Below are 13022 nucleotides of genomic sequence, written 5' to 3'. Positions count from 1 at the left end.
AGCCGGGAATGACCTGGCCGGTGAGACCGGATCCGCCGCACGCTCCGTCTGAGCACAGACCTCAGAAAGGCGGAGCCCGATGCACCACCACAACCCAACGACCAGCCGGGCGTGGTCCGGCGATCCCGCGTACGACGTCTACGGCCGGCGGTACGACGAGGTTCTTCAGGAGTACGGCGTCGCGGTGAAGGCGTCCTTCGTCGACGGCGGACCGGCCGGACGGGTCTTCGTCGCCAAGACAGGCGCAGGCACGCCGGTGGTCTTCCTGCACGGAACGCCCGCAACCTCGGCCGTGTGGCTCCCGCTGGTCGCCCGGCTGAACGGCGTACAGGCGTATCTCGTCGATCGTCCTGGGCACGGACTGTCGGATCCGTTCGACTACGCGGGCGTGACCGACCTGCGAGCGCATGCGGTCTCGTTCGTCGACCGGCTGCTGGATGCTCTCGGGCTCGAGCAGGCGGTGCTGGCCGGCAACTCGCTCGGCGGTCTGTGGGCACTGTGGGCGGCCGCGGACCTGCCGACGAGGGTACGAGCGGTCGCGGCCCTCGGCGCGCCGCCCGGTCTCCTGAGTCCACGGGTGCCACGGATCTTCGGGCCCTTGTCGGTTCCGTGGATGGCGCGGCTGATCCAGCGCGTCGATCCGCCGTCACCACGCTCGACGCGGCGGTTCTTCCGGATGATGGGCGATCCGCCGGCGTTGCTGAGCGCAACCATGGTCGAGGCCTTCACCGAAGGACTGCGCTTGCCGAACGCCGAGTGCGGCGCGGCCCACATGATCCAGCGCTTCGTCGAGTGGCCGGGCCGGTTCGCCGACCGCCGCCTGTGGCTGTCCGCCGACGAACTGGCCGAAATCCGCCAACCGGTCCTGCTCGTCTGGGGTCCGGACGACTTCGTCGCCGGTCTCGACCGCGGAAACCGGGTCGCCGACGCGCTACCCCACGCGACCCTCGTCCCAGCCGGCACCGGCCACCTGCCCTGGCTCCAGGACCCATCGGCCGTCGCCGCCGCGATCAACACCTTCCTCCAGCGGCTCTGACCGGCCGGGTCACCTCGACGCGCAGGCTCAGCCGAGGCGAAGGCTCAAGCGGGTCCAGGGTATCTCTTCCTTGTCCCCGGACGTCTCGACGACGAGAAAGCTGAGGGCACCCGCGGTTGCGAAGGATTGATCGGTCAGGCCCAGATAGGCGGCGATCAGCCGGCCGGTCTCCCCGGCGTTCCAGACCGGGTCCTGTGTCTTCGCCTTCAGGCTCTCGTCGAGCCGAAGGGAACGAAGTTCCTCGATCAGCGGCGCCATCTGCGCGCTGTCGGTCGCCGGTACCAGGGCGCTGAGCCAGCTGGCGGCGACGTCGGTGGCGAACGGGTTGATGCCCATCGGCGGACCGATGACCCAGGACTGCCGCAGGGCCAGCTCGGCGGAACTGATCACCTCGTCTTCGTAGCAGAACAATCGCATGCCGATGTGCTCGGAGAACCCGCCGGGCTGGAGGGTGACCGGGACATAGGTCGGGTCCGAATCGTCGCGTGCGGCCTCCCGAAGGTTGAAGAACGACCAGAGGTCGGACGCGCGGAGCTCACCGAGCGTCGGTACGGCGGGCCGGCCCGACATCGCGGCCCAGATTCCCGGGGGGATGAAGGCGGCGACCAGGACGCGCTCGAGATCGCTGCTCGTGATGTGCCACAGGTCGCCGTGCCGTCGCGCATCGACGCCTGCGGCGTTGTAGGCCTTGGACAACAACGAATCGCCCGGCCAGGGGTCGTGGAAGGTGATGCCGTCGGTGTCGGCGGACAGCGCGGTGACGCTGTGACCGCTGCGGCCGTCGAAGACGAACAGCTGAACGGAACTGCGGGCCCGGTGGTTCAGCGCGGTGCGGACCAGCGGAACGAGGTCGCTCCTCGGCACCTGTGTCAGCGTGCTGATCCCGGCCGCCTCGATCCGGTCCTGGCCGAACGCCAGCAGACAGACGGGCGCTGGTACGCCGAACAACTGGGTCGTGCGCCAGGACTGTGCGAGCGTGGCACCCTTCGCCGGATCGCCGTACAGCTCGCGTTGCGCCGGATCCTCCACCAGTTGGTCGAAGGCCGCCGAGAGGATCTGCCACCACGAGGCACCGCCGGCCTCCGTCTCGCGTCCTGACCGGTCCATGCCGGCGCCGGCGGCTTCGCTCGCGCCACCGAACAGGATTTCCGACCTCGAACCGTCGGTCATCGGGCCCCACCCCCTGCGCATCCGAAGCGCTGACAGCCTGCGTTCAGTGTGGCACGATCTCGCTGTGGGTGGGCAGCGGCGACTGATGAGTCACCGCGTGGATCCGTGTCCGCATTGCTCCCAGGCGCCGCACGACTATGCCGTCGTGCTGCAGCGCAAGCCGTTGGTCTTCGGTGGCGGATCCGATCAGGTGACGATCGCGGTCCTGTGCCCGGTCACCGGAATGCCGATCGAGACGACGATCGTCGTACCGAACAACGAGCAGTTCGAGCGGGTCGTCCTGCCTGGACAGGGCGATCGGGCCGAGGAAGGGGACGGCATCAAACCGGCCGACCCCTCGCCGGTGTCCGGTGACCGCGATGCCGAGGAGTACGCCGAATGGGTTACGGCGTCCCGCACCATCGGTCTGGACTTCGGCAAGACGATGCTGACGACCAGTTCGGGTGCCGTGGCGGTGTACTTCGCCGTACTGAAGTACCTCGGCACCTCAGAACTGTCGAGGTCCTTCAGCGGCGTGCTGTCAGTCCTCCCACCCGTGCTGTTCCTGTTGGCGGCGGCTGTGTTCGCGGCTGCTCTCCGGCCGAAGCTCGCGCCCGTCGGAGAGGCCGATTTCGTCGCGTTCCGGGACCACCGCCTCCGGCAGCTCGGCAACTTTCTGACAGCCGGAAGCGCGCTCTTCGGCGCCGCCATGGCGTTGGCCCTGTGCGTGTACGCCGATGCCCTCGGCCTGCTGTAGGGAGTTCGGGGCCTGCTACTTCACGTAGAGGGCTTCGACGTCGGCTTCGTGTTTTTTCATGACGACGTGGCGGCGGAGGGAGAGTTTGAGGGAGAGTTCGCCGGACTCCTGGGTCCAGTCGGTGGGGAGGATGGTGAACTTCTTGATGCCCTCGGCCTTGGAGACGGAGTTGTTCGCCTCGTCGACCGCCTTCTGGATCTCGGCGATCAGGTCCTCGTCGTCGGTCAGGGACGCCACGTCGGTGGGCTTGCCGCGTTGAGTCGCCCAGGGCACGACGTTCTCGGCGTCGAGCGTGACGAGGGCCGCGATGAACGGCTTGCCGTCGCCGACGACCATGCACTGGCTGACCAGCGGGTGCAGCCGGATCTGGTCCTCGAGCACCGTCGGCGCGACGTTCTTGCCGCCGGCGGTCACCAGGATCTCCTTCTTCCGGCCGGTGATCCGGATGAAGCCGTCGACGTCGACCTCGCCCAGGTCGCCGGTGTGGAACCAGCCGTCGGCGTCGATCGCGGCCGCCGTCGCCTCGTCGTTCTTCCAGTAGCCCTGCATCACCTGGCCGCCCTTGAAGCACAGCTCGCCGTCGTCCGCGACACCGACCGTCACACCAGGAAGCGGCCGGCCGACGGTGCCGATGCGGATGTCGTCGGGCAGGTTCACCGACAGCGCGGCGGTGGTCTCGGTCAGGCCGTATCCCTCCAGCACGGGTACGCCGATGCCGCGGAAGAAGTGGCCGAGCCGGTCGCCGAGTGGTGCGCCGCCGGAGACGGCGTACTGGACCTGGCCGCCGAGGACGGCGCGCAGCTTGCCGTAGACGAGCCGGTCGAACAGCGCGTGCTTGGCCTTCAGACCGAACGACGGGCCGCCCTTGTCCAGCGCCTGCGAGTACGCGATCGCGGTGTCCGCGGCGGCGTCGAAGATCTTGCCCTTGCCCTCGGAGTGCGCCTTCTGGCTGGCCGAGTTGAACACCTTCTCGAACACCCGCGGCACGCTCAGGATGAAGGTCGGCTTGAACGCGCCGAGGTCCTCGACCAGGTTCTTCACGTCCGCGCTGTGGCCGACCTTGACCCGCATCATCACGCAGCCGACCTGGATGATCCGGGCGAACACGTGCGCCAGCGGCAGGAACAGCAGCGTGCTGGCGCCGGTCACGTCGAACAGGTCGTCGAGCACCTTCACGGCCGGGTTCAGCTCGTCCATGAAGTTGCTGTGCGAGATCTTGCAGCCCTTCGGGCGGCCCGTCGTACCGGAGGTGTAGATCAGGGTCGCGAGGTCGTCCGGCGTGACCGCCGTACGGCGCTTGTCGAACTCGGCATCGGTGATCTCCTGGCCGAGCACCGTGAGTTCCTCGACTGCACCGGCCTCGATCTGCCAGACCTCCCGCAGTTTCGGCGTCTCCGCGCGGGCGGACCCGACGACGGCCGCGTGCGCGGCGTTCTCGACGACCGCGGCGACGGCCTCGGAGTCGGCCAGGATCCACTGGATCTGCGACGCCGAGGAGGTCTCGTAGATGGGGACGGTGACCGCGCCGATGCTCCAGATCGCGTAGTCGACCAGCGTCCACTCGTACCGGGTGGCGCTGAGCAGGGCGACCCGGTCGCCGTGCTTCACGCCGGCCGCGATCAGGCCCTTGGCGACTGCGGTCACCTGGCGCGCGAACTCGGCCGCGGACACGTCCAGCCAGCCGCCTTCCACCCGGCGACTGAACACGGCGGTGTCAGGATGGGACGACGCGTTCGCCCAGACGGGGTCGCTCAGGCTCCCGGTGGGTGGCTCGGTCACAGCAGGAACGGTGTACTCACGCATCCGCGTCGTCTCCTCAGTCGGTCACGAATTGTCGACTTCCGGCGCACGCTACAGTCACCTACCCAGAGGTAGCCAGCTTCATGTGACCCAAGGAACAGGTGCTCGGTAGCAATGCCCACGCTCGACATCAGTTGCGACGACCTGGTCGTTGCTGATCCAGCCTACGTCGCCGAGCGCCTCGGCTCGGACACCCTGTGGCGCGAGTGGTGGCCGGACCTGACCCTGACCCCGTCCGAGCGGCGCGGTCTCGAGGGGGTCCGCTGGGAGGTCACCGGAGCCGCGACCGGTACGGCGGAATGGTGGCTCGAGCAGGTCCGCGACGGCGTGGTGGTGCACTGGTACCTGCGGGTCGATCCGGCGAGACCGGTCCGCGGCCGGGCGCTGGTCCGGCTCCGGGAGCGGTACGTCGCCCAGTACCGGGAGCGGCTGTGGCGGTTCAAGGACGAGGTCGAGTCGGGCCGCGCCGCGGGCGAGCGCCGTACCGGGTCCGATCCCGCGATAGTCTCCGGTGAGGAAACCGGCCCGCGGCAGTCCCCGCGGAAGTCACAGCACGTCCCGTCCCGGCAGCTAAGAGGTGAATCGATGGCGGAACAGACCACCTCGACCATCGTGGTGAACGCGACCCCGAAAGAGATCATGGCGGTGATCGCGGACTTCGCGGCGTACCCGGAGTGGGCCGACTCGATGCGGGAGACCGAGGTGCTGTCCACCGACGAGGCGGGCCGGCCGAAGCAGGTCCGGTTCAAGGTCGACGCCGGGGCGATCTCGGACGAGTACACGCTGGACTACACCTGGTCCCGCAACGAGGTGACCTGGACGCTGGTCGAGGCCAAGATGGTGAAGGGGATGGACGGCGCCTATGTACTGCGTGACCTGGGCGCTGAGGGTGGTGGGGGGACCGAGGTGACGTACCGGCTGGCCGTGGACGTGGCGATCCCGATGATCGGGATGCTCAAGCGCAAGGCCGAGAAGGTCATCATCGACACGGCCCTGAAGGGGCTCAAGAAGCGCGTCGAGTCCTGATCGCGGTGACTCGGGTACTGCTCTACACAGGTAAGGGCGGCGTGGGCAAGACGACCTCCGCCGCGGGGACCGCCACGCTCGCCGCGTTGCGCGGGCTGCGCACGCTGGTGCTGTCGACCGACGCCGCGCACTCGCTGTCGGACGCGTTCGACTCCGAGGTCGGCGGCGAGCCGACCGAGATCGACGACCTGCTGTTCGTCCAGCAGATCGACGCCCAGCGCAGGTTCGAGCGGTCGTGGGGTGACATCCAGTCGTACCTGCGGTCGGTGCTGCACAGGGTCGGGGTGGACCCGATCGAGGCCGAGGAACTGACCGTGCTGCCGGGCGCCGAGGAGGTGCTCGCGCTGCTCGAGGTGCGCGACCACGTCCGGTCCGGGCGCTGGGACGTGATCGTGGTCGACTGTGCGCCGACCGCGGAGACGCTGCGTCTGCTCGCGCTGCCCGAGGCGCTGAACTGGTACATGGACCGCATCTTCAACGCCGAGCGCAAGGTGATGCGGACGTTCCGTCCGTTCCTCAGTCGTACGTCGGGGATCCCGATGCCGGACGACACGGTCTTCGACGCGTTGCGGCGGCTGCAGAGCGACCTCACGGACATCCGGACGCTGCTGGCCGGCCCGGACGCGTCGGTGCGGCTGGTGCTCACGCCGGAGGCCGTGGTCGTGGCCGAGGCGCGGCGGTCGCTGACGCGCCTGTCGCTGTACGGCTACCGCGTGGACGGCGTCGTGGCGAACCGGGTCTTCCCGGCCGCCGGCGCGGACACCTGGCGGCGTCAGTGGGTCGCGGCGCAGCGCGGGATCCTCGAGGAGGTCGCCGACTCGTTCCGGCCGCTGCCGATCTGGGAATCGCCGTACCGGGTCTGTGAGCCGGTCGGCGTCGAGGAGCTGGCCGCTTTCGCCGTCGAGATGTACGGCGGTGACGACCCGTTCGCCCGGGCGACGGACGAGACCTCGCTGTGGGTGGATCGCCACATCGACACCGACGGCCGCACGTACACCCTGACCATGCCGTTGCCGCTGGCGTCCGCAAGTGAGCTGGAGCTGGCGCGCCACGGCGACGAGCTGATCATCACGGTCGGCTCGTACCGCCGGGTGCTGCCGCTGCCGGCCGCATTGGCCCGTGGAGTCGTTGCGGGTGCGCGGCTGGACGACGGCCGGCTGCAGGTGCGGTTCGCTCCGCGGGAGGTGGCGCGTCCGTTGACCTCCGACGTACCGACTGGCACCGGGCCGCTGGAGTCGGCGCAGGAGCTCGCACAGGAGCTGACAGCTGAGTACCACGCGCAGCAACGCGAGCGCGAGGCGGCGATCGGGGAGGGCCGTTGAGTAAGGAGCCGATCGGGTCTGTCGCGGAGGAGGCCGCCAAGCTGTTCGCGGTCCTTCAGAACGCGGCTGCCGACAACACCGGTACGACGACGCCGCCGCCGCCGACCGGTGAGCCGGAGCACGAACACAAGCTCGGGCCGGACTGCGTGTGGTGTCCGGTGTGTCAGCTGATCAACAAGGTGCGCAACACCAGCCCGGAGACGATCGAGCAGCTGTCGACCGCGGCGGCCCACGTACTCGGGTCGGTGCGGTCGTTGCTGGAGGCGGCCGCCGAGGCCGCCCGGCAAGCGCGGGAGGACGCAGCGTCGCGCTCCTCACGGCAGGAGGAGGAGCCGAGCCGGTCCCGGGTGGACCGGATCGACGTGAGTGAGGACCCCGAACCATGGGACTGACCATCGGCATCGACGTCGGCGGTACGAAGATCGCGGCCGGCATCGTCGGCCCGGACGGCGCGATCGTCGCGCGGACACATCGCGACACCCCGGCCACCTCGGTCGACGAGACCGCCGCGGCGATCTGCGACGCGGCGGCCGAACTGATCGCGGGCCACGACGTCGAGGCGGTCGGCATCGGTGCCGCCGGATTCGTCTCGTCGGACCGTTCGACCGTGCTGTTCGCGCCCAACCTGGCCTGGCGGGACGAGCCGCTGGGCGCCCGGGTCGCGGAGACGCTGAAGATCCCGGTCGTGGTCGAGAACGACGCCAACGCGGCCGCCTGGGGTGAGTTCGCCTTCGGTGCGGCCAAGGACGTCGAGCACATGGTGTGCATCACCGTCGGGACCGGGATCGGCGGCGGCGTCGTGATCGACGGTGAACTGCTGCGCGGCGAGCACGGTGTCGCGGCCGAGCTCGGGCACATGCGCGTCGTACCGGGCGGGCATCGCTGCGGTTGCGGCGCACGCGGGTGCTGGGAGCAGTACGCGTCGGGGCGTGCGCTGGTGCGGGAAGGACGTGCGCAGGCGGAGTCCGGTTCGCTGGCGGCCGCGCAGATGCTCAGCGTCTGCGGGATCACGGACCCGGCCGAGCTGACCGGGCCGATGATCACCCAGGCCGCCGCCACCGGCGACCCGTGTGCGGTCGAACTGCTCGACGACCTCGGCCGCTGGCTGGGCGAGGGCCTGGCGAGTATCGCGACACTGTTCGACCCGAGCGTCATCGTGATCGGCGGCGGGGTCAGCGCCGCCAAGCAGTTGCTGCTGAAGTCGGCCCAGGTCGCGTTCGAGAAGCACCTCCCGGCCAGGTCCAACCGGCCGCACCCGACCTTCGGCCTGGCCGAGCTGGGCAACGACGCGGGCATCATCGGCGCCGCCGACCTGGCCCGCCGGCCCGTGGCCCCGGCACGCGGATGACGGCGTACCGCCTGGTGAACCGGCCGGCGCGGGATACTGGAGCCAGGTCGGCGGGGGCTGAACGTACGGCGAGGAGGCTCGTGCAGTGGCTCTGACGCAGGCTTTGACGATCGGGATCGACATCGGCGGGACCAAGGTGGCCGCCGGGGTGGTCGACCCGGAGGGCAACATCCTGGACCGGTTGCGCCGGGACACGCCGACGAAGGACCCGAAGGAGACCGAGGACGCGATCGCGGACATCGTCCGTGACCTGGAGTCCCGGCACGACGTGATCGCGGTCGGCATCGGCGCGGCCGGGTTCGTGGACGGGACACGGTCCTCGGTGCTGTTCGCCCCGCACCTGGCCTGGCGGCACGAGCCGCTGCGGGATGCGGTCGAGCGCCGGCTCGGGCTGCCGGTGGTGGTGGAGAACGACGCGAACGCGGCCGCGTGGTCAGAGTGGCGGTTCGGCGGCGGTCAGGGTGAGAGCCACCTGGTCTGCGTGACGCTCGGGACCGGAATCGGCGGGGCGATCCTCAACGACGGCTCACTGCAGCGCGGGAAGTTCGGTATCGCGGGCGAGTTCGGGCACATGCAGGTGGTGCCGGGCGGTCACCGGTGCGAGTGCGGCAACCGCGGCTGCTGGGAGCAGTACGCGTCGGGCAACGCGTTGACCCGGGAGGCGCGCGAGCTGGCGCTGTCCGGTTCGCCGGTCGCCCACAATCTGCTGCGGGCTGCAGACGGCGATCCGCGGAAGATCAACGGCCCGATGGTGACCGAGCTGGCCAAGGACGGCGATCCGGTCGCGGTCGAACTGCTGGAGGACGTCGGTCGCTGGCTCGGGATCGGCCTGGCCAACCTCGCCGCGGCGCTGGATCCGGGCACCTTCGTGATCGGTGGCGGTGTGTCCGACGCCGGTGAGCTGCTGCTGGCGCCGGCGCGGGAGGCGTTCAAGCGGACGCTGACCGGTCGCGGGTTCCGGCCCGAGGCGCGGATCGTCCGTGCCGTCCTCGGTCCGGAAGCGGGCATGGTCGGTGCCGCCGACCTGGCCCGCGAGGAGGCGACCTGGCTGCGCCGCGTCCGGGTGAAGACGACCGCGGTGACCGCGAAGACCGCGGCGGGCCGCAACCGCTCCGGGCGTCTCGAACGGGCGGCGCGCAAGTCCGCCGGCCGCCGTACCGGGATGCGCGCCGCGACACCGGACGTCGACCTGCACCACGTTGACCTGAAGGGCGAATCCGAGGCATGAGGTCGCCTTCGGCCGGGCCTTCAGGCCGGGAGGCCCGATGAGCGATGGCCCTCGCGATGCCGTACTGCGAGTGCTGTCGTACAACGTGCATCGGTGGGGTGACGACCGGGAGGCGCTGGCCCGCGTGGTGAAGGCGTGTGCGCCGGACGTGATGCTGGTGCAGGAGGCGCCGACCTGGTTCGGCACCCGCCGGAAACGGCGGGCGATGGCGGCGAGTTTCGGGATGACGTACGTCGCCGGGTCCGCCCGCAACGCGATTCTGGTTGCCGACGGCACCGAAGTGTCCGAACCGCTGCACTGGCGGATCTGGCGCCCGTTCGTCCGCCGCCGGTTGCGGCTGATCGCCACCCAGCTCCCGGGCGGCGCGGTCGGCGGTCGAGTCGTCCTCGGGTCGATGCGGCTGGCCCTGGTCGTGTGTCATCTCGGCCTGCACATCCGCGGCCGTGAGCACGAATTGGAGCAAGTGCTCCGTGGCTGCCGTTCCTTCGGTACGCCGTACCTCTTGGTCGGGGACCTGAACGAGGAACCGGACGGGCCGGTGTGGAAACGCCTCGCCGAAGAAGGCCTCACCGACCTGGGCACCGCCGCCGGGCCGACGTTCAGCTCCGCCAACCCACACAAGCGCATCGACGGCGCCCACCTCACACCACCCCTCAAGGGCCGCATCCTCCCCACCCCAGCCACCCCCGAAGACCTGGCCGCCGCCTCCGACCACCTCCCCCTCCTTATCCAACTGACAACCTGACCTCGCGTGCGGCAGCCCACAGTGAGCGGGTGCATGGTGTGGGGTACGTATGGTGGTTGAGGGGCGATCGTCGCTTGGGTCCGGTCGCCGTGCCGGATGTGAGGAGCGTGGTCGTGAAGTCAATGGGGCGTCCTGTCGGGAGTTCTGCCCCGATGCCTCGGGTGGTCGCGTCCGCCGGCCGGCCGACCGAGGTGAGCGGGCCTTTCGTGTGCGGGTGGAGCGCTGTCGGTGACTGTGCGGTCGTTCGGGTGGCCGGTGAGGTGGACCGTGTCACGGCCCCGGCGTTCGAGAACGAGCTGAGGCACGTGATCACCACGAAGCTGCCGAGGCTGGTGGTCGACCTGCGGCGCGTCACCGTGATGGAGCCGGCCGGCATCGACGTACTCTCCGTCGCCCACGGCCTCGCCGTCGAGCACGGCGGCTGGCTGCGCACGTCCGGAGCGGCCGAGTGGTTGGCCGACCGGCTACGCACGGCCGGCTCGGACCACTACCCGACCCTCGCCGAAGCCCTCCCCGCCTACCGTCCGGCGAAGGCGGCCAAAACGCTCTAGGCCTTGCGGCGGTTGAGGAAGGCCAGCATCGCCTCTTGAGCGGCCGGGGAGCCGAAGAGGCTCGCCGAGAGCTCGGCCAGCTGCGTGCCGCGCGCGTCTATGTCGGCCAGTAGTTCGCGATTGAGGAGCTTCTTGGTTTCCCGCAGACCTTGCGGAACACCCTTCAGCAGCGACTCCACCACAGTCTGTACGGCGGAATCCAGGTCGTCGTCGGGGACGGTCAAGGTGACGAGTCCCAGACGCGCCGCCTCCAGGCCGTCGAACGCGTTGCCGGTGAGGAACGTGTACGCAGCGGCGCGGTCGGTCAGGCGGGGGAGGACGGTCAGTGAGATGGTCGCCGCCGCCAGCCCCAGCCGCACCTCGGTCAGCGCGAACGTCGAGTCCGCGCCCGCGACGCTGATGTCGGCTGCCGCGACGATGCCGATCCCGCCGGCCCGCACCGGCCCGGCGACCCGGGCGACGACGGGTTTGGGGTTGGCGACGATCGCCCGCTGGACGTCGACCATCCGCTGCGCGCCGACACCCATTCCGACGGTGGTCGCCTCGGACAGGTCGGCGCCGGAGCAGAACACATCGAGCGCCGACCGGATCACGGTCACCCGGACGGTGTCGTCGGCCCCGGCCGCCTCCAGCCGCTCCAGCAGTTCACCGGTGAGCTGCTGGGAGAGCGCGTTCTTGTTGTGCGGCGAGTCGAGCGTGATCGTCGCCACGCCGTCGGCGACCTCGAGGTGCACCAGTTCCGTCATGTGCTCATCAAACACCGCTGCGGGGCCCGGCGCTGTGGTCCAGGTCTACTTCTTGCCGTCGTAGTCGGGGGACAGCTCCCGGGCCAGGTGCTCGATGAACAGCCCGACGTCGGTCACGATGCCGCGGGCCTGGGACGAACCGCGGTCGGCCAGTTTGGTCACCGTGGCCGGGTTGATGTCGACGCAGGTGAGCGGGATCGACGCCGGCAGGATGTTGCCGGTAGCAACGGAGTGCAGCATGGTCGCGGCCATCAGGCAGTAGCCGACACCGGGCAGTTCGGCCCGCATCGCCCGCTGGCCCTCCAGTACGTCGGTGTAGACGTCCGGCAGCGGCCCGTCGTCGCGGACCGAGCCGACCAGCACGAATCTCTTGCCGTTCTTCACCAGCGCGTGCATCACGCCAGAGGTGAGCACTCCCTGCTCCACCGCCGCCTTGATCGAACCGGCCTTGCGGATGGTGTTGATGGCGCGGATGTGGTGCTCGTGCCCGTGCTCGACCCCGCGACCGCGGGACAGGTCGACGCCGAGCGACGTACCGTAGAGCGACGACTCGATGTCGTGGGTGGCCAGGGCGTTCCCGGCGAACAGGACGTCGACGAAACCGGCCTCGACCAGCGCCACCATCGCCGGGGCCGCACCGGTGTGGACAATGCCCGGGCCGCCGACCCAGAGCACCTTCAGGCCGTTCGCCTTCGCCTCGCGCATACCGTCGGCGACCTGCCTGACCAGCACCCGCTGCGGCTTCTCGCTGGACACGTCCGACTCCATGAAGCCGAACGCCTCCTCGGTGTTCGCCACGATCGGGGGAGTCACCCGGACCCCTTGGGCACTGGTGATGATCCTCATCCCGGCGCGGACGTCGGACATCGGGATGGTCCGGACCCGATCGCCCTCGACCAGCAGGCCGCAGTCCATCTCCGGGTTCTCCACCTGCACCCAGCGGCCGCCGAGCCGGACGCTGGTCGGCAGGTTGGTGGTCGAGTAGAACCCGTCCGGGAACACCCCGTCCTGGGTCACCTCGGTGATCTCCGGCGTACCGGGGTCGACCAGGTTCGCGCCCTTGGTCTGGATCCGCATCAGCAGCCGCTGCAGCGACTCCTCGTCCTCCGCGCCGACCGTCATCCGGACGGTGGACGGGTCGTCCTTGTCGTAGCCGAGGTCGAACTTGTCCAGCGTGTACTCACCGCCGTACCCGCGGATGTCGTCGAGGACGCGGGACAGCAGCCCCGAGTCCATCAGGTGGCCGGTGATCTCGACGGTCTCGGTGACCTGCACGGATACCTCCCTCGGCATTCGTCGGATTGTCCGACGATC

The 13022-nt window shown here is 69.8% G+C and carries 13 protein-coding genes; 9 read left to right on the top strand and 4 right to left on the bottom strand.

Going from position 1 to position 13022, the window contains the following annotated elements:
- The first annotated feature begins 79 nt into the window (after positions 1–79).
- Positions 80–1036, top strand: coding sequence for an alpha/beta fold hydrolase (locus ACYVOK_RS19450; protein ID WP_460663881.1), 957 nt, complete (start codon positions 80–82; stop codon positions 1034–1036).
- Positions 1037–1063: 27 nt separating this feature from the next.
- On the opposite strand, the gene ACYVOK_RS19445 is transcribed toward ACYVOK_RS19450, so the two are convergent.
- A complete protein-coding gene (locus ACYVOK_RS19445) occupies positions 1064–2206 on the bottom strand; it encodes a hypothetical protein (RefSeq protein WP_460663880.1) in 1143 nt (380 codons plus the stop codon).
- An 85-nt stretch (positions 2207–2291) separates the two neighbouring features.
- Here ACYVOK_RS19445 and ACYVOK_RS19440 point away from each other — a divergent pair, with 85 nt between their 5' ends.
- Positions 2292–2942: a hypothetical protein gene (locus ACYVOK_RS19440; RefSeq protein ID WP_460663879.1), complete on the top strand. Its 651-nt coding sequence runs from the start codon at positions 2292–2294 to the stop codon at positions 2940–2942.
- A gap of 15 nt (positions 2943–2957) precedes the next feature.
- Here the strand turns inward: ACYVOK_RS19440 and ACYVOK_RS19435 are convergent, their stop codons facing one another.
- Positions 2958–4745, bottom strand: a complete 1788-nt coding sequence (locus ACYVOK_RS19435; RefSeq protein ID WP_460663878.1) for an AMP-dependent synthetase/ligase — start codon at positions 4743–4745, stop codon at positions 2958–2960.
- A 111-nt stretch (positions 4746–4856) separates the two neighbouring features.
- Here ACYVOK_RS19435 and ACYVOK_RS19430 point away from each other — a divergent pair, with 111 nt between their 5' ends.
- From ACYVOK_RS19430 to ACYVOK_RS19400, 7 genes are all read left to right on the top strand, one after another.
- Complete coding sequence (locus ACYVOK_RS19430) at positions 4857–5768, top strand: SRPBCC family protein (RefSeq protein WP_460663877.1); 912 nt, start codon at positions 4857–4859, stop codon at positions 5766–5768.
- Positions 5769–5773: 5 nt separating this feature from the next.
- Positions 5774–7090, top strand: a complete 1317-nt coding sequence (locus tag ACYVOK_RS19425) for an ArsA family ATPase (RefSeq protein ID WP_460663876.1) — start codon at positions 5774–5776, stop codon at positions 7088–7090.
- The gene (locus tag ACYVOK_RS19420; RefSeq protein WP_460663875.1) at positions 7087–7482 is read left to right on the top strand and encodes a hypothetical protein; all 396 of its coding nucleotides are present in this window, start codon (positions 7087–7089) and stop codon (positions 7480–7482) included. The genes ACYVOK_RS19425 and ACYVOK_RS19420 overlap by 4 nt, the downstream gene beginning before the upstream one ends.
- On the top strand, positions 7473–8438 hold the full coding sequence (locus ACYVOK_RS19415) for an ROK family glucokinase (RefSeq protein WP_460663874.1): 966 nt from the start codon (positions 7473–7475) through the stop codon (positions 8436–8438). Before ACYVOK_RS19420 ends, ACYVOK_RS19415 begins: the two co-directional genes overlap by 10 nt.
- Before the next feature lie 85 nt (positions 8439–8523).
- On the top strand, positions 8524–9666 hold the full coding sequence (locus ACYVOK_RS19410) for an ROK family glucokinase (protein WP_460663873.1): 1143 nt from the start codon (positions 8524–8526) through the stop codon (positions 9664–9666).
- Between the two features lie 37 nt (positions 9667–9703).
- Positions 9704–10411 carry an endonuclease/exonuclease/phosphatase family protein gene (locus tag ACYVOK_RS19405; RefSeq protein ID WP_460663872.1) on the top strand — a complete coding sequence of 236 codons (708 nt, stop codon included), beginning with the start codon at positions 9704–9706 and terminating at the stop codon, positions 10409–10411.
- A gap of 122 nt (positions 10412–10533) precedes the next feature.
- The gene (locus ACYVOK_RS19400) at positions 10534–10962 is read left to right on the top strand and encodes an STAS domain-containing protein (RefSeq protein WP_460664511.1); all 429 of its coding nucleotides are present in this window, start codon (positions 10534–10536) and stop codon (positions 10960–10962) included.
- Here ACYVOK_RS19400 and ACYVOK_RS19395 read toward each other — a convergent pair.
- Together ACYVOK_RS19395 and ACYVOK_RS19390 are read right to left on the bottom strand one after the other, a co-directional pair.
- Positions 10959–11708 carry an enoyl-CoA hydratase-related protein gene (locus ACYVOK_RS19395; protein ID WP_460663871.1) on the bottom strand — a complete coding sequence of 250 codons (750 nt, stop codon included), beginning with the start codon at positions 11706–11708 and terminating at the stop codon, positions 10959–10961. The two genes, ACYVOK_RS19400 and ACYVOK_RS19395, sit on opposite strands and share 4 nt — an antisense overlap.
- A 45-nt stretch (positions 11709–11753) precedes the next feature.
- A complete protein-coding gene (locus ACYVOK_RS19390) occupies positions 11754–13001 on the bottom strand; it encodes an ornithine cyclodeaminase, nickel-pincer nucleotide-dependent (RefSeq protein WP_460663870.1) in 1248 nt (415 codons plus the stop codon).
- Between the last annotated feature and the right edge of the window lie 21 nt (positions 13002–13022).

The sequence above is a fragment of the Kribbella swartbergensis genome, assembly GCF_054784135.1.
This window is presented reverse-complemented; position numbering and strand designations above follow the sequence as displayed.